At 57.9% G+C, this 15,129-nt stretch carries 16 protein-coding genes; 12 read left to right on the top strand and 4 right to left on the bottom strand.

Features of this window, described 5'->3' with window-relative positions; genetic code table 11:
- Positions 1–21: 21 nt before the first annotated feature.
- Positions 22–858, bottom strand: a complete 837-nt coding sequence (gene rhaS, locus AB1287_RS19525) for an HTH-type transcriptional activator RhaS (protein ID WP_435618826.1) — start codon at positions 856–858, stop codon at positions 22–24.
- A gap of 301 nt (positions 859–1,159) precedes the next feature.
- On the opposite strand from rhaS, the gene rhaB reads away from it, so the two are divergent.
- The 6 genes from rhaB (at position 1,160) to rhaM (ending at position 6,481) form a co-directional block, all read left to right on the top strand.
- Entirely contained in the window at positions 1,160–2,626 is a 1,467-nt protein-coding gene (gene rhaB, locus AB1287_RS19520) for a rhamnulokinase (protein WP_435618825.1), read from the top strand.
- Positions 2,623–3,882, top strand: a complete 1,260-nt coding sequence (gene rhaA, locus AB1287_RS19515; protein ID WP_435618824.1) for an L-rhamnose isomerase — start codon at positions 2,623–2,625, stop codon at positions 3,880–3,882. The genes rhaB and rhaA overlap by 4 nt, the downstream gene beginning before the upstream one ends.
- Before the next feature lie 98 nt (positions 3,883–3,980).
- The gene (gene rhaD / locus AB1287_RS19510) at positions 3,981–4,811 is read left to right on the top strand and encodes a rhamnulose-1-phosphate aldolase (protein ID WP_435618823.1); all 831 of its coding nucleotides are present in this window, start codon (positions 3,981–3,983) and stop codon (positions 4,809–4,811) included.
- 34 nt (positions 4,812–4,845) lie between these two features.
- Complete coding sequence (locus tag AB1287_RS19505) at positions 4,846–4,995, top strand: hypothetical protein (RefSeq protein ID WP_435618822.1); 150 nt, start codon at positions 4,846–4,848, stop codon at positions 4,993–4,995.
- Positions 4,996–5,021: 26 nt separating this feature from the next.
- Complete coding sequence (gene fucO / locus AB1287_RS19500) at positions 5,022–6,170, top strand: lactaldehyde reductase (RefSeq protein WP_435618821.1); 1,149 nt, start codon at positions 5,022–5,024, stop codon at positions 6,168–6,170.
- Positions 6,167–6,481 (top strand): L-rhamnose mutarotase, encoded by a 315-nt coding sequence (gene rhaM / locus AB1287_RS19495; protein ID WP_435618820.1) that lies wholly within the window; start codon positions 6,167–6,169, stop codon positions 6,479–6,481. Before fucO ends, rhaM begins: the two co-directional genes overlap by 4 nt.
- A gap of 41 nt (positions 6,482–6,522) precedes the next feature.
- Here rhaM and AB1287_RS19490 read toward each other — a convergent pair whose 3' ends face one another.
- Entirely contained in the window at positions 6,523–7,071 is a 549-nt protein-coding gene (locus tag AB1287_RS19490; protein WP_312629232.1) for a helix-turn-helix domain-containing protein, read from the bottom strand.
- 113 nt (positions 7,072–7,184) lie between these two features.
- Here AB1287_RS19490 and AB1287_RS19485 point away from each other — a divergent pair, with 113 nt between their 5' ends.
- Positions 7,185–7,847 (top strand): AzlC family ABC transporter permease, encoded by a 663-nt coding sequence (locus AB1287_RS19485; RefSeq protein WP_312629231.1) that lies wholly within the window; start codon positions 7,185–7,187, stop codon positions 7,845–7,847.
- The gene (locus tag AB1287_RS19480) at positions 7,847–8,170 is read left to right on the top strand and encodes an AzlD domain-containing protein (RefSeq protein WP_435618819.1); all 324 of its coding nucleotides are present in this window, start codon (positions 7,847–7,849) and stop codon (positions 8,168–8,170) included. Before AB1287_RS19485 ends, AB1287_RS19480 begins: the two co-directional genes overlap by 1 nt.
- A 52-nt stretch (positions 8,171–8,222) precedes the next feature.
- On the opposite strand, the gene AB1287_RS19475 is transcribed toward AB1287_RS19480, so the two are convergent.
- Both AB1287_RS19475 and fdhD read right to left on the bottom strand, forming a co-directional pair.
- A complete protein-coding gene (locus AB1287_RS19475; protein WP_312629229.1) occupies positions 8,223–8,435 on the bottom strand; it encodes a DUF1471 domain-containing protein in 213 nt (70 codons plus the stop codon).
- Between the two features lie 128 nt (positions 8,436–8,563).
- Positions 8,564–9,349 carry a formate dehydrogenase accessory sulfurtransferase FdhD gene (fdhD, locus tag AB1287_RS19470; RefSeq protein WP_312629288.1) on the bottom strand — a complete coding sequence of 262 codons (786 nt, stop codon included), beginning with the start codon at positions 9,347–9,349 and terminating at the stop codon, positions 8,564–8,566.
- Between the two features lie 247 nt (positions 9,350–9,596).
- Between fdhD and fdnG the strand changes: the two genes are divergently transcribed.
- The 4 genes from fdnG to fdhE are packed head-to-tail and all read left to right on the top strand — an operon-like array spanning position 9,597 to position 15,120.
- Positions 9,597–12,647, top strand: coding sequence for a formate dehydrogenase-N subunit alpha (gene fdnG / locus AB1287_RS19465; RefSeq protein WP_312629228.1), 3,051 nt, complete (start codon positions 9,597–9,599; stop codon positions 12,645–12,647).
- A 12-nt stretch (positions 12,648–12,659) separates the two neighbouring features.
- Positions 12,660–13,562: a formate dehydrogenase subunit beta gene (gene fdxH / locus AB1287_RS19460; RefSeq protein ID WP_435618818.1), complete on the top strand. Its 903-nt coding sequence runs from the start codon at positions 12,660–12,662 to the stop codon at positions 13,560–13,562.
- Positions 13,559–14,194 (top strand): formate dehydrogenase cytochrome b556 subunit, encoded by a 636-nt coding sequence (fdoI, locus tag AB1287_RS19455; RefSeq protein ID WP_312629226.1) that lies wholly within the window; start codon positions 13,559–13,561, stop codon positions 14,192–14,194. Before fdxH ends, fdoI begins: the two co-directional genes overlap by 4 nt.
- Positions 14,191–15,120 carry a formate dehydrogenase accessory protein FdhE gene (gene fdhE, locus AB1287_RS19450; protein WP_435618817.1) on the top strand — a complete coding sequence of 310 codons (930 nt, stop codon included), beginning with the start codon at positions 14,191–14,193 and terminating at the stop codon, positions 15,118–15,120. The genes fdoI and fdhE overlap by 4 nt, the downstream gene beginning before the upstream one ends.
- The last annotated feature ends 9 nt before the right edge of the window (positions 15,121–15,129 follow it).

Below are 15,129 nucleotides of genomic sequence, written 5' to 3'. Positions count from 1 at the left end.
AAAACGGTGACTGGACTCGCGTTACTGAAGCAGGGTGTCGCGCCCCTGGCGAATATCACGCGGTGACCACTGAAATTCGCGGCGAAACAGCGTCGAAAAGTGGTTACTGTCGCCAAAACCACAGCGAAAAGCGATATCCGTAACGCTCTCATCGCTGTGGCGTAGTAAGTGACGCGCTTTGGTCAGGCGAATACGATTGAGGTAGCGCTGAGGCGTTAACCCGGTGTGCTGTTTCAGCTGGCGATGCAGGGTACGCAGCGACAGAGAAAAGCGTCCGGCAAGCGTTTCCCAGCAGACATCTTCCGCAAAGTGCTCTTCCAGCCACGCCATCATCAGATTCAGGCGCGCATCGTTGTTGGTCGCCTCCGCCGCCAGGCTCCCCTTGCGCAGCTGCACCAGCAGCTGCATAAACAGAATTTCGCGGTGGGCGATGGCGTGCATGTCAGTGCCATCATCGAGTACCTCCATCTGCTGCACAATTCCGCGCACCTGGTGCAACACAGACTGATTCACCCGCCAGTGTGAGGGGTAGATGCCATCCTGCTCCTGCGGCAGCAGCTTTTGCAGGCCGGAGAGAAACTGGAAAGCATCAGGCGAACGGTACAGGACGTTGGTCAGGCACAGATTGTCAGTGTGCTCATACAAATGGCGGTCGTGATCGCGGACAAAGCAAACCGTGCCGCCGGCAATGGTATAGGGTTGACCGTTGAACACGTGAATGCCCGTGCCGTGCTCAACGATAACAATCTCATGAAAATCATGGTGATGCTCAGGGAACTCGGCCTGTGGAAGCCGTGGCTCAATGGCAACAGGCGCATGTCCTGAAGGAAAGAAATCCACGCTGTGCAATACGGTCATAACAGTTCCGCCAGATGAGAAAAGTTATCAGGATAATAAGCAGCCCCCGCCAATCTCACCTTGAATTTTTGACAGCAAAGCGCGCAAACCTCGTTCATTTTTCAAGAAACGACAGGAAAAATCAGGAAATGCGTTCAGCGTCACACCCGCATGAAACGGCATGATTACTGGAAAGTGTGAAGGTTCTCACGTTCACCTTTGCTTTCTTGCCAGCCGACTTTTACCGCTGTCAGTAGTGAGAAGGTAGCCAGTGCAGGGGTACGCCAGACTGATGCCATTGACCATCAGAAGGACCTCTCCAATGAGTTTTCGCCATTGTGTGGCCGTGGATTTAGGCGCTTCCAGCGGACGCGTCATGCTCGCCAGTTACGACCGCCAAAAACGGACCCTGGCGCTGCGGGAAATCCACCGCTTTGTGAATACGCTGCAGAAAGTGAACGGCACCGACTGCTGGGATATCGACAGCCTGGAAGCCGATATCCGCCTCGGCCTGAAGAAAGTCTGCGACGACGGCATTCTTATCGACAGTATCGGCATCGACACTTGGGGCGTGGACTACGTGCTGCTGGATAAAGACGGCCAGCGCGTCGGCCTGCCCGTCTCCTATCGCGACAGCCGTACTCAGGGCGTGATGCAGCTTGCCGAAACACAGCTGGGGCGTGCTGACATCTACCGCCGCAGCGGCATTCAGTTTTTACCCTTCAACACGCTGTATCAGTTCCACGCCCTTGCAGATCAACAACCAGAGATCGTCGACAGCGTCGCCCACGCCCTGCTGATCCCCGACTATTTCAGCTTTCGCCTGACCGGCAAGCTGAACTGGGAGTACACCAACGCGACCACCACTCAGATGGTGAACATCAACACGGATAACTGGGATGAGAGCCTGCTCAACTGGGCGGGTGCGCCTCGCCGCTGGTTCGGCACGCCGACGCATCCCGGCAACGTGATTGGTCACTGGATTTGCCCGCTGGGCAACGAAATCCCGGTGGTCGCCGTTGCCAGCCACGATACCGCCAGCGCGGTCATTGCTTCGCCGTTGAAGGGTAAACATGCGGCTTACCTCTCCTCCGGCACGTGGTCGCTGATGGGTTATGAAAGCAAAACCCCGGCCACCAGCGACGTGGCGCTCACCAACAACATCACCAATGAAGGCGGCGCGGAAGGCCGCTACCGGGTGCTGAAAAACATCATGGGGCTGTGGCTGCTTCAGCGCGTGCTCAAAGAACAAAGCATCAGCGATATTGCGTCCTTAATCACTCAGACCCGCGATATCCCGGCCTGCAAATTTGTCATTAACCCGAACGACGACCGCTTTATCAACCCGGCCAACATGAGCGCCGAAATTCAGGCCGCGTGCCGCGAAAGCCAGCAGCCTGTCCCCCAAAGCGCGGCGGAACTGGCGCGCTGTATTTTCGATAGTCTGGCGCTGCTGTATGCCCGCGTGCTGCACGAACTCGCCGATCTTCACGACCACGCTTTTTCACAACTGCACATCGTCGGCGGCGGCTGTCAGAACGAGCTGCTGAACCAGCTTTGCGCCGATGCCTGCGGCATTTCGGTCATCGCCGGGCCGATTGAGGCCTCCACGCTCGGCAACATCGGCGTGCAGCTGATGACGCTAGACGAACTCAAAGACGTTGACGATTTTCGCGAGGTGGTGCGCGGCAACCATGCCCTCACCACCTTCACCCCGGATCCGAACAGTGAAATTGCCCGCTACGTCGCGCAATTTCAGCCACAACAGACCAAGGAGCTTTGCGCATGACCACTCAACTTGAACAAGCCTGGGAACTGGCAAAACAGCGTTATGCCGCTGTGGGTGTCGACGTCGAGGAGGCGCTGCGTCAGCTTGACCGTCTGCCCGTCTCGATGCACTGCTGGCAGGGCGACGACGTCGCCGGATTTGAAAATCCAGGCGGCGCGCTGACGGGTGGCATTCAGGCAACGGGCAACTATCCGGGCAAAGCCCGGAACGCCACGGAGCTGCGCGCCGATCTGGAGCAGGCGCTGAGCCTGATCCCGGGCCCAAAACGCCTGAACCTGCACGCCATCTATCTGGAGTCTGAGACGCCGGTTGGCCGCAACGAAATCAAGCCTGAGCACTTCAAAAACTGGGTGCAGTGGGCGAAAGCCAATAAGCTGGGGCTGGACTTCAACCCCTCCTGCTTCTCGCACCCGAACAGCGCCGACGGCTTTACCCTGGCAAGCGCCAACGATGAAATCCGACAGTTCTGGATTGACCACTGCAAGGCCAGCCGCCGCGTATCAGCGTACTTCGGCGAGCAGCTCGGCACGCCTTCGGTGATGAACATCTGGATCCCGGATGGCATGAAGGACCTGACCGTTGATCGCTTCGCGCCACGCCAGCGCTTAATGAACGCGCTGGATGAGATCATCAGCGAAAAACTGAGCCCGGCACACCACATCGACGCCGTGGAAAGCAAGCTGTTCGGCATCGGCGCGGAGAGCTACACCGTCGGCTCCAATGAGTTCTATATGGGCTACGCCACCAGCCGCCAGACTGCGCTGTGTCTTGATGCAGGTCACTTCCACCCGACCGAAGTCATCTCAGACAAAATCTCCGCCGCCATGCTGTTCGTGCCGCGCCTGCTGCTGCACGTGAGCCGTCCGGTGCGCTGGGACAGCGACCACGTGGTGCTGCTGGACGATGAAACTCAGGCCATCGCCAGCGAAATCATCCGCCACGACCTGTTCGACCGCGTACATATCGGCCTCGACTTCTTCGATGCCTCCATCAATCGCATCGCGGCCTGGGTTATCGGCACCCGCAACATGAAGAAAGCCCTGCTGCGCGCGCTGCTGGAGCCAACGGCAGAGCTGCGCCAGCTGGAGCTGGACGGCGACTACACCGCGCGCCTGGCGCTGCTTGAAGAGCAGAAATGCCTGCCGTGGCAGGCCGTCTGGGAGATGTACTGCCAGCGCAACGATACCCCGGCGGGCAGCCAGTGGCTCGAGAGCGTGCGAGCTTATGAGAAAGACGTTTTAGCGAAGCGCAAATAAATACACTGCCCGGCGGCGCGCTGCTTGCCGGGCCTACGGATAAATGTAGGCCGGGTAAGCGCAGCGCCACCCGGCATTTTCAAAGGATCCACAAAATTATGCAGACCATTATCGACGCCTGGTTCGTCCAGGGCATGATCAAAGCCACCACCGACGCCTGGCTGAAGGGCTGGGACGAGCGCAACGGCGGCAACCTGACGCTGCGCCTGGGCGAGGCCGACATCGCACCGTTCGAAGCGGATTTCCATGCCAAACCGCGCTATATCGCCCTGAGCCAGCCGATGCCAGCGCTTGCCAACACGCCGTTTATCGTCACCGGCTCCGGCAAATTCTTCCGCAATGTGCAGCTCGACCCGGCGGCGAATTTAGGCATCGTCAAAGTAGACAGCGACGGCGCGGGCTACCACATTATTTGGGGGCTGACGCACGAAGCGGTGCCAACCTCTGAACTGCCGGCGCACTTCCTGTCCCACTGCGAGCGCATCAAAGCGACCCATGGCAAAGACCGCGTGATCATGCACTGCCACGCCACCAACCTGATCGCCCTGACCTACGTGCTGGAGAACAGTACCGACTTCATCACCCGCAAACTGTGGGAAGGCAGCACCGAGTGCCTGGTAGTGTTCCCGGACGGCGTCGGCATTCTGCCGTGGATGGTGCCGGGCACCGATGAAATCGGCGAGGCAACCGCCAAAGATATGCAGAAACATTCGCTGGTGCTGTGGCCGTTCCACGGCGTCTTCGGCAGCGGCCCGACGCTGGATGAAGCCTTTGGCCTTATCGATACCGCCGAAAAATCAGCAGAAGTGCTCGTCAAAGTCTATTCGATGGGCGGCATGAAACAGACCATCACCCGGGAAGAGCTGATTGCGCTCGGCAAGCGTTTTGGCGTCACCCCGATGCAGTCCGCTTTAGATTTGTACCCATAACAACATCGCGCCCCGCTGTCAGGACTGACGGTAAATGAGCTGGCTTACCCTCGCCACGCTCGTTGTCGTTGGCTATTTCCTGCGCTACAGCCGCAACGGATTTTACAACGGAGAAGGGGTGGCGCTGCGTTTACCCGGCCTACGTTCATGCAGGCCCGTGCAAGCGCAGCGCCGCCGGGCATAAAAATCATCGTAATTAAGGAGAATAAAATGAGCTTTATGTTGGCACTGCCGAAAATCAGCCTGCACGGCGCGGGCGCAATTGGCGATATGGTCAATCTCGTGGCAAGCAAACAGTGGGGCAAAGCGCTGATTGTTACCGACGGGCAGCTGGTGAAAATGGGCCTGCTCGACTCGCTGTTTGCCGCGCTGGATGAGCATAAGATGTCATATCACCTCTTTGATGAAGTGTTCCCGAATCCGACGGAAGCGCTGGTGCAGAAAGGTTTTCAGGCTTATCAGGAGGCAGACTGCGACTACATTATCGCCTTCGGCGGCGGCAGCCCAATCGACACCGCCAAGGCCGTGAAAATCCTCACCGCCAATCCGGGCCCGTCCACAAATTACTCAGGCGTCGGCAAAGTCAAAAACGCGGGCGTGCCGCTGGTGGCCATCAACACCACCGCCGGAACGGCCGCGGAGATGACCAGCAACGCGGTAATTATCGACAGCGAACGCCAGGTCAAAGAGGTGATCATTGACGCTAACATTATCCCGGATATCGCCGTAGACGATGCCAGCGTGATGCTGGATATTCCGGCCTCCGTAACCGCTGCCACCGGAATGGATGCACTGACCCACGCCATTGAAGCCTATGTTTCTGTCGGCGCACACCCGCTCACCGACGCCAACGCGCTGGAAGCCATTCGCCTGATTACGCAGTGGCTGCCAAAAGCGGTCGATAACGGCCACAGCCTTGAAGCTCGCGAGCAGATGGCCTTCGGTCAGTATCTGGCGGGTATGGCCTTCAACAGCGCCGGGCTCGGGCTTGTTCATGCACTGGCGCATCAGCCAGGCGCCACGCACAACCTGCCACACGGCGTCTGCAATGCGATTCTTCTGCCGATCATCGAAAACTTTAACCGCCCGAACGCCGTTGCCCGCTTCGCTCGCGTAGCGCATGCCATGGGCGTCGACACGCGCGGTATGAGTGATGAAGCTGCCAGCATGGCCGCCATTCAGGCCATTCGCGACCTTAGCGCCCGCGTCGGCATTCCTGCTGGCTTCAACCAGCTTGGCGTCACCAAAGCCGATATCGAAGGCTGGCTGGACAAAGCCCTCGCCGATCCGTGCGCGCCATGCAACCCACGCAGCGCCAGCCGTGACGAGGTGCGTGAGCTTTACCTGGAGGCTTTATGATCCGCAAAGCTTTTGTGATGCAGGTGCACTCACACGCGCATGAAGAGTATGAGCACCGCCACAATCCCATCTGGCCGGAGCTGGAAGCGGTGCTGAAAGCGCATGGGGCGCATCACTACGCCATCTACCTCGATAAGGCCCGCAACCTGCTTTTCGCAACGGTGGAAATTGAGTCTGAGGAGCGCTGGAATGCTGTCGCCAGCACCGATGTCTGCCAGCGCTGGTGGAAATATATGGGAGAAGTGATGCCGTCAAACGCGGACAACAGCCCGGTGAGCGCGGAGCTGAAAGAGGTGTTCTGGCTGAAGTAAGCGCGGGTTTTGTTACTGGCCTCTCTCAGGAGAGGCCGCTTTTAGTTCTGTTCCGCCACCAGCAGCGCGTGCGTATCAGGCTCCAGCGCTTTGAAAACGTGTTCACGATCGGCGGGATAGCAAATATAGTCGCCTTCGGCTAATTCTTCGGGCGCTTCCGTCAGGCCCACCAGGGCGCGGCCCTGAGTCACAATAATATGTTCTACCGACCCCGGCGGATGCGGCTGAGAGATGCGGTCAGCGCCCGGCTGCGTCATCAGCAGGTAGATATCACGGCGTGCGCCCGGCGGGCAGGTTGCCAGTAAAATCGCCTGATAGTTGGCCTGCTCAGCCACCACTTTTGTACCTTCACCACGGCGGATCACCTGTGTCGTCGGCAGCTGCGGCTCCAGCAGACGGGCGAACGGAATATCCAGCGCCACGCAAAGCGACCACAGCGTCTCCAGACTTGGATTACCGTTTCCGGCTTCGAGCTGCGACAGCGTGGATTTGGCAATGCCCGCGCGACGGGCAATCTCCGCCAGCGACAGCCCGGTTCGCTGGCGCTCCCGCACCAGGCTTTTGGCGATCACGCTGATTGGCTGCGTCATATACGGCTCCGTATTGCTTGCAAAATAAAGTCAAATCGAACGAATCGTTCATCTTGAAAAACGACTCCGGTGCGTTCATTATAATGGAAACTCGTTCGATATGGCTAATTTGTATGTTCAGACACTATCTCTCCTGCCTCAAAGGCGACACCATCAAGGCCATTTTCCTGGTCTGCGTGGCCGTGGGCGTCGTGGGGGTATCCTATGGCTCGCTGGCGATGTCGTGGGGCTTTCCCCTCTGGGTGCCGCTGGCGCTCTCGACGCTGGTGCTTGCCGGGGCGTCTGAATTTATGTTTATCGGCATCATTGCCAGCGGCGGCAATCCGCTGGCCGCCGCCGCCGCCGGTTTGCTGGTTAACGCCCGTCATATCCCGTTTGGCGTCGCGGTGCGTGACCTGGTTGGCAAACGCGCCGCCGGGCTGCTTGGCTGCCATATCATGAACGATGAAAGTGTAGTCTTCGGCATGTCTCAGCCCACGCCGGAACAGCGTAAAGCCGCGTACTGGCTGTGCGGCAGCGGCGTTGCAATCCTCTGGCCGCTGGGCGTCCTGCTCGGCAGCGGCGTCGGCAAGCTGCTGCCTTCGCCGGAAACCATCGGGCTGGATGCCGTCTTCCCCGCCATCCTTTTAGCTTTAGTGATCCCGGCGTTTAAAAAGCGCACCACGCTGATTCGCGCGGTGAGCGGCGCGGTCATTTCGCTGGCCTCCGTGCCGTTTACGCCTGCGGGCGTGCCGGTGCTGCTGTCGCTGTTTGGTCTTCTTGCGAGGAAAAAATAATGGGCGAGACGTTATGGATTATTGCCGGGATCGCCGTGCTGTCGGTCGGGACTTATCTGATGCGCTTTGGCGGTACGAAGCTGGGTAATAAGCTGGCGCTCTCCGAGCGTTCTCAGGCGATGCTCAACGATGCGGCCACCACGCTGCTGTTTGCCGTTGCGCTGGCTGCGACGTTCTTTGAAGGCAGCCATTTTGCCGGCAGCGCTCGCGTGCTCGGTGTGACCGTTGCGGTGTTTCTCGCCTGGCGTAAGGTGCCGTTAATCTTTGTGATCCTCTCTGCTGCGGCAGTCACCGCTTTACTGAGGCTGGCAGGGCTTCACTGATTTGGGCATAAAAAAAAGCGCCCGAAGGCGCTCTTTCTGCAGTCGAACTCGATTATTTATTCAGTTCAGCGGTCATGTGCACTTTGTTACCGGTGAAAGCCTGAGTGATTTTGTAGGAAGAGGCACCCGCTTCCTGAGCCTGAGCGGCGATCTTCGCTTCTGCACCGTCGAGGGTAGAAGAGGTTGCGGTCACAGTCTGCGCTGCGAAAGAACCGAAAGAAGTAGCCAGAGCGATAACTGCGACAAAAGTTTTGATGCTTTTCATAATATAAACCCTTTCGTTAATCTGTTTTAGTAAGGCACCGTGCCTTGATGTGATAAATAGTAACGTCACATTCAGATAACGAATAGCGGAAGGTTTTGCTTACATCATTCAATTTTTTTGACTAATTGTCATACACTCAATAACCGCTGGGGGTGCGTATAAATCGTCGCCCTGCCCGGCTTGCAGAACCCGACCAGCGTCAGGTTGCAGCGCTCGGCAACTTCGACCGCAAGCGTGGTGGCCGCGGAAACCGCAAAGAGGATTTCCACGCCGCACATCGCCGCTTTCTGCACCATTTCATAACTTGCGCGGCTCGACACAAGCACTGCCCCCTGATGCCAGCTATCCCCTTCTCCAGCCCGTTTGCCCAGCAGCTTATCGAGCGCCACATGGCGACCCACATCTTCAAGTCCACCCACCAGCTTTCCATCCGGCATCACCCATGCTGCTGCGTGGGTGCAGCCCGTCATGCGACCAACCGGCTGAACGTCGTTGAGGTGTTCCAGGGCTAAATCGAGATATTTCAGGCTGAAGGTCTGGGTGAAAGGCAACGGTGCCACCGGACGACCAACGTCGTCGAGCTGTTCCACCCCGCAGACGCCGCAGCCGGTACGTCCAGCCAGCGCACGGCGCCGCTCTTTAAGCGCCATAAAGCGACGGCTGGAAAGCTCGATGCGCACTTCCAGCCCGTTACAGGCCGGTAACACATCCATCCCGTAAATCTCTGCGCGGTTTTCAATAATCCCTTCGGATAAGGAAAAACCGACAGCAAACAGCTCAAGATCTTTCGGCGTCGCCATCATCACCACATGGGAAATGCCGTTATAAACCAGCGCCACGGGCACTTCCTCGGCGAGTTCATCCTGCCGGGTGTGCTGCAGATCCTGGCGATTCCAGAGGCTGACCTGGCGCATTCCAGTGAGTTGACTCACATTTTCATCCTGTGCTGATGAGTTTCTGTTCACTTCGCGTTAACCGTATTGGAACAAACGTACCTAACATGTGGTACTCTGAATAGATATCCCTCCAGGAAAGAGGGAGATTTACCCCTAATTCTGAACCTTTGCGGCAATGACCGCAAAGGTTAATAACAATCCATCCCCTTAGCGGTTCAGGTATTGAAGGGCGACGGGGAAGCAATGTCGAAACAAGGAGTGACCCATGCAGGTCAGCAGAAGGCAGTTCTTTAAGATCTGCGCTGGCGGTATGGCAGGCACCACGGCAGCAGCACTGGGCTTTGCCCCGAGTGTCGCGCTGGCGGAGACGCGGCAGTACAAACTGCTGCGCACCCGTGAAACCCGTAACACCTGCACATATTGTTCTGTCGGTTGTGGGCTGTTGATGTACAGCCTCGGCGATGGAGCCAAAAACGCCAAAGCATCTATCTTCCATATCGAAGGGGATCCGGATCACCCGGTTAACCGTGGCGCGCTCTGCCCGAAAGGGGCAGGCCTGGTGGATTTCATCCACTCCGCAAGCCGCCTGAAATACCCAGAATACCGCGCGCCGGGTTCCGATAAATGGCAGCAAATCAGCTGGGATGACGCGTTTGACCGCATCGCGAAGCTGATGAAGGCCGACCGTGACGCCAACTTCATTGCACAAAACGCCGAAGGCACCACCGTTAACCGCTGGCTCTCCACCGGGATGCTGTGCGCCTCTGCTTCCAGTAACGAATCCGGCTATTTAAGCCAGAAATTCTCCCGCGCGCTCGGCATGCTCGCGGTGGACAACCAGGCGCGCGTCTGACACGGACCAACGGTAGCAAGTCTTGCTCCAACATTTGGTCGCGGTGCGATGACCAACCACTGGGTGGATATTAAGAACGCCAACCTGATTGTGGTGATGGGCGGTAACGCCGCTGAAGCGCATCCGGTCGGGTTCCGCTGGGCGATGGAAGCCAAAATCCACAACGGTGCCAAACTTATTGTTATCGATCCGCGCTTTACGCGTACGGCATCGGTGGCAGATTTCTATACGCCAATTCGTTCCGGGACGGACATTACCTTCCTCTCCGGGGTGATCCTGTATCTGCTCAACAACGAAAAAATTAACCGTGAGTACACCGAGGCGTACACCAACGCCAGCCTGATCGTGCGCGAAGATTACGCGTTCGACGACGGCCTGTTCTCCGGCTATGACGCAGATGCACGCAAGTATGACAAAACCAGCTGGAACTATGAGCTGGACGAAAACGGTCATGCCAAACGCGATACCACTCTCACCCACCCGCGCTGCGTGTGGAACCTGCTGAAAGAGCACGTTTCCCGCTATACGCCAGAAATGGTTGAGAACATCTGCGGTACGCCGAAGGCCGACTTCCTGAAAGTTTGTGAGTACATCGCCGAAACGAGCGCACACGACAAAACCGCATCATTCCTGTATGCGCTGGGCTGGACGCAACACTCCGTGGGTGCGCAGAACATCCGCACGATGGCGATGATCCAGCTGCTGCTCGGCAATATGGGCATGGCCGGCGGCGGCGTGAACGCGCTGCGCGGTCACTCCAACATTCAGGGCCTGACCGATCTCGGCCTGCTGTCACAGAGCCTGCCGGGCTACATGACGCTGCCGAGCGAAAAACAGACCGACCTGCAAACCTACCTGACGGCCAACACGCCTAAACCGCTGCTGGAAGGCCAGGTGAACTACTGGGGTAACTATCCGAAGTTCTTCGTCTCAATGATGAAGGCGTTCTATGGGGATAAGGCAACGGCTGAAAACAGCTGGGGCTTTGACTGGCTGCCGAAGTGGGACAAAGGCTACGACGTTCTGCAGTACTTCGAGATGATGTCGCAGGGCAAGGTGAACGGCTATATCTGTCAGGGCTTCAACCCGGTGGCGTCGTTCCCGAACAAGAACAAAATTGTGGCTTCACTTTCGAAGCTGAAGTTCCTGGTGACCATCGATCCGCTGAACACCGAAACGTCTACGTTCTGGCAGAACCACGGCGAGTCTAACGACGTTGATCCGTCGAAGATTCAGACCGAAGTCTTCCGCCTGCCGTCCACCTGCTTTGCCGAAGAGAACGGCTCCATCGTCAACTCCGGGCGCTGGTTGCAGTGGCACTGGAAAGGCGCGGACGCCCCGGGTAGCGCTAAAACCGACGGCGAAATCCTGGCAGGCATTTTCATGCGCATGCGTGAAATGTACGCCAAAGACGGCGGTCCGGTACCGGAGCCCGTACTCAACATGACGTGGAACTACTCCACGCCGGAAGAGCCTGCTTCAGAAGAAGTTGCAATGGAGAGCAACGGTAAAGCGCTGGCCGATATTACCGACCCGGCAACGGGCGCGGTCATCGTCAAGAAAGGGCAGCAGCTCACTTCGTTTGCACAGCTCCGCGACGACGGCACCACCTCCAGCGGCTGTTGGATCTTCGCGGGCAGCTGGACGCCGGACGGCAACCAGATGGCGCGTCGTGATAACGCCGATCCCTCAGGCCTGGGCAATACGCTCGGCTGGGCATGGGCGTGGCCGCTCAACCGCCGCATTCTCTATAACCGCGCCTCCGCTGACCCTCAGGGTAAACCGTGGGATCCGAAACGCCAGTTGCTGAAATGGGACGGCGCGAAATGGAGCGGGATGGATATTCCGGACTACAGCACCGCAGCACCGGGGTCTGACGTCGGGCCGTTCATCATGCAGCCGGAAGGCATGGGTCGCCTGTTTGCTCTCGATAAGATGGCGGAAGGACCGTTCCCGGAACACTACGAGCCGTTTGAGACACCGCTTGGCACCAACCCACTGCATCCAAATGTCGTGTCGAACCCGGCAGCACGCGTGTTTAAAGACGACCTGGCGGCAATGGGTAAAGCCGATAAGTTCCCGTACGTGGGTACCACTTACCGTCTGACCGAGCACTTCCACTACTGGACCAAGCACGCGCTGCTTAACGCTATCGCGCAGCCGGAGCAGTTCGTGGAAATTGGCGAGAAGCTGGCGAACAAGCTTGGCATCGGCCACGGCGATACCGTTAAAGTCTCTTCCAACCGTGGCTATATCAAGGCCAAGGCGGTGGTGACCAAGCGTATCCGCACGCTGAAGGTGGACGGTAAGGACGTGGATACCATCGGCATCCCAATCCACTGGGGTTACGAGGGCGTGGCGAAGAAAGGCTTTATCGCCAATACCCTGACGCCGTACGTCGGCGACGCCAACACCCAGACGCCGGAGTTCAAATCCTTCCTCGTGAACGTGGAAAAGGTGTAACGGAGACGACTTATGGCTTATCAATCCCAAGATATCATCCGTCGTTCCGCGACTAACGGCTTAACGCCACCGCCAGAGGCACGCGACCACCAGCAGGAAGTGGCGAAGCTTATCGACGTGACCACCTGTATCGGCTGTAAAGCCTGTCAGGTGGCCTGTTCGGAGTGGAACGATATCCGCGATGAAATCGGCAGCAACGTCGGGGTGTACGACAACCCCGCCGATTTGACCGCCAAGTCCTGGACGGTGATGCGCTTCTCGGAAGTGGAGCAGAACGACAAACTGGAATGGCTGATCCGCAAGGATGGCTGCATGCACTGCGCCGACCCAGGCTGCCTGAAGGCGTGTCCGTCTGAGGGGGCTATCATTCAGTATGCCAACGGCATCGTCGACTTCCAGTCTGAGCAATGCATCGGCTGCGGTTATTGCATCGCAGGCTGCCCGTTCGACGTACCGCGCCTGAATCCGGAAGACAACCGTGTCTACAAATGTACGCTGTGCGTAGACCGCGTTACCGTGGGCCAGGAACCGGCCTGCGTGAAGACCTGCCCGACTGGCGCTATCCACTTTGGCTCCAAAGAGGATATGAAAGTGCTGGCAGGCGAACGCGTGGCAGAGCTGAAAACGCGCGGTTATGACAACGCGGGCCTGTACGATCCGGCGGGCGTTGGCGGTACGCACGTGATGTATGTGCTGCACCACGCCGACAAGCCGAATCTCTATCACGGCCTGCCGGAGAACCCGGAAATCAGCCAGACCGTTAAGTTCTGGAAAAGCATCTGGAAACCGCTTGCCGCCGTTGGCTTCGCAGCAACCTTTGCCGCCAGCATCTTCCACTACGTCGGGGTTGGGCCAAACCGCGCCGATGAGGAAGAGGACAATCTGCATGAAGAGAAAGACGAGGTGCGCAAATGAAACGTCGTGACACCATCGTGCGCTACACCGCGCCGGAACGCATCAACCACTGGGTCACCGCCTTCTGCTTTATTCTGGCGGCAGTGAGCGGGCTGGGCTTTTTCTTCCCGTCCTTCAACTGGCTGATGCACATTCTCGGTACGCCGCAGCTGGCGCGCATTGTGCATCCCTTCGTCGGGGTGGTGATGTTCGCTTCGTTCATCATCATGTTCTTCCGCTACTGGCACCATAATCTAATCAATCGGGATGATATCTTTTGGGCGAAGAATATTCGTAAGATCGTCGTCAACGAGGAAGTGGGGGACACCGGACGCTATAACTTCGGCCAGAAATGCGTGTTCTGGGCGGCGATTATCTTCCTGGTGCTACTGCTGGTGAGCGGCGTGATTATCTGGCGTCCGTACTTTGCGCCAGCGTTCTCCATTCCGGTGATCCGCTTCGCGCTGATGCTGCATTCATTTGCCGCGGTAGCGTTAATTGTGGTTATTATGGTGCATATTTACGCCGCCCTTTGGGTGAAAGGTACCATTACCGCGATGGTGGAAGGCTGGGTCACCAGCGCATGGGCGAAAAAACATCACCCGCGCTGGTACCGGGAAGTCCGCCAGAAACAGGAAAAAGAGACCGAATGAGTATTCGCATAATCCCGCAAGATGAACTGGGGAGTAGCGAGAAACGCACGGCGGAAGCAATTCCGCCGTTATTATTCCCGCGACTGAAAAACCTCTATCACCGCAGAGCGGAACGCCTGCAGCAGCTGGCTCAGGACAATCCGCTGGGTGATTACCTGCGTTTTGCTGCACTTATCGCCCATGCGCAGGAAGTGGTGCTGTATGACCATCCGCTGCAAATGGATCTGACCGCGCGCATTAAAGAAGCCGCAGCTCAGGGCAAACCACCGCTGGATATTCACGTCCTGCCCCGCGACAAGCACTGGCAAAAATTGCTGCAGTCGATGATAGCCGAGCTGAAGCCTGAAATGAGCGGCCCGGCGCTGGCGGTTATCGAGAATCTGGAAAAAGCCTCCGATACGGAGCTGGAAGCGATGGCGAGCGCCCTGTTCGCTTCCGATTTCGCTTCCGTCAGCAGCGATAAAGCCCCGTTCATCTGGGCTGCGCTGTCGCTCTACTGGGCACAAATGGCCAGCCTGATCCCCGGCAAAGCACGAGCGGAGTACGGCGAGCACCGCCAGTTCTGTCCGGTATGCGGATCGATGCCGGTTTCAAGCGTTGTGCAGATTGGCACCACCCAAGGGCTGCGCTATCTGCACTGCAACCTGTGTGAGTCTGAATGGCACGTGGTGCGCGTAAAATGCAGCAACTGCGAACAGAGCCGCGATTTGCACTACTGGTCGCTGGATAACGAGCAGGCATCGATCAAAGCGGAAAGCTGCGGCGACTGCGGTACTTACCTGAAGATTCTGTACCAGGAAAAAGACCCGAACGTTGAGCCCGTGGCGGACGATCTTGCCTCTCTGGTGCTGGACGCACGTATGGAGCAAGAGGGCTTTGCCCGCAGCTCCATCAACCCGTTCCTGTTCCCGGGCGAAGGTGAGTAATAGCGGATA

The organism is Scandinavium sp. UTDF21-P1B, from assembly GCF_040750395.1.
Lineage (GTDB): Bacteria > Pseudomonadota > Gammaproteobacteria > Enterobacterales > Enterobacteriaceae > Scandinavium.
Note: the sequence above shows the minus strand (reverse complement) of the source record. Positions and strands in the feature narration are given on the sequence as shown.

Bases quoted from the DNA above. Each gene is read 5' to 3' on its own strand.
- rhaS (WP_435618826.1), bottom strand. From the start codon at position 858: ATGACCGTATTGCACAGCGTGGATTTCTTTCCTTCAGGACATGCGCCT.
- rhaB (WP_435618825.1), top strand. From the start codon at position 1,160: ATGAGTTTTCGCCATTGTGTGGCCGTGGATTTAGGCGCTTCCAGCGGA.
- rhaA (WP_435618824.1), top strand. From the start codon at position 2,623: ATGACCACTCAACTTGAACAAGCCTGGGAACTGGCAAAACAGCGTTAT.
- rhaD (WP_435618823.1), top strand. From the start codon at position 3,981: ATGCAGACCATTATCGACGCCTGGTTCGTCCAGGGCATGATCAAAGCC.
- AB1287_RS19505 (WP_435618822.1), top strand. From the start codon at position 4,846: ATGAGCTGGCTTACCCTCGCCACGCTCGTTGTCGTTGGCTATTTCCTG.
- fucO (WP_435618821.1), top strand. From the start codon at position 5,022: ATGAGCTTTATGTTGGCACTGCCGAAAATCAGCCTGCACGGCGCGGGC.
- rhaM (WP_435618820.1), top strand. From the start codon at position 6,167: ATGATCCGCAAAGCTTTTGTGATGCAGGTGCACTCACACGCGCATGAA.
- AB1287_RS19490 (WP_312629232.1), bottom strand. From the start codon at position 7,071: ATGACGCAGCCAATCAGCGTGATCGCCAAAAGCCTGGTGCGGGAGCGC.
- AB1287_RS19485 (WP_312629231.1), top strand. From the start codon at position 7,185: ATGTTCAGACACTATCTCTCCTGCCTCAAAGGCGACACCATCAAGGCC.
- AB1287_RS19480 (WP_435618819.1), top strand. From the start codon at position 7,847: ATGGGCGAGACGTTATGGATTATTGCCGGGATCGCCGTGCTGTCGGTC.
- AB1287_RS19475 (WP_312629229.1), bottom strand. From the start codon at position 8,435: ATGAAAAGCATCAAAACTTTTGTCGCAGTTATCGCTCTGGCTACTTCT.
- fdhD (WP_312629288.1), bottom strand. From the start codon at position 9,349: ATGCGCCAGGTCAGCCTCTGGAATCGCCAGGATCTGCAGCACACCCGG.
- fdxH (WP_435618818.1), top strand. From the start codon at position 12,660: ATGGCTTATCAATCCCAAGATATCATCCGTCGTTCCGCGACTAACGGC.
- fdoI (WP_312629226.1), top strand. From the start codon at position 13,559: ATGAAACGTCGTGACACCATCGTGCGCTACACCGCGCCGGAACGCATC.
- fdhE (WP_435618817.1), top strand. From the start codon at position 14,191: ATGAGTATTCGCATAATCCCGCAAGATGAACTGGGGAGTAGCGAGAAA.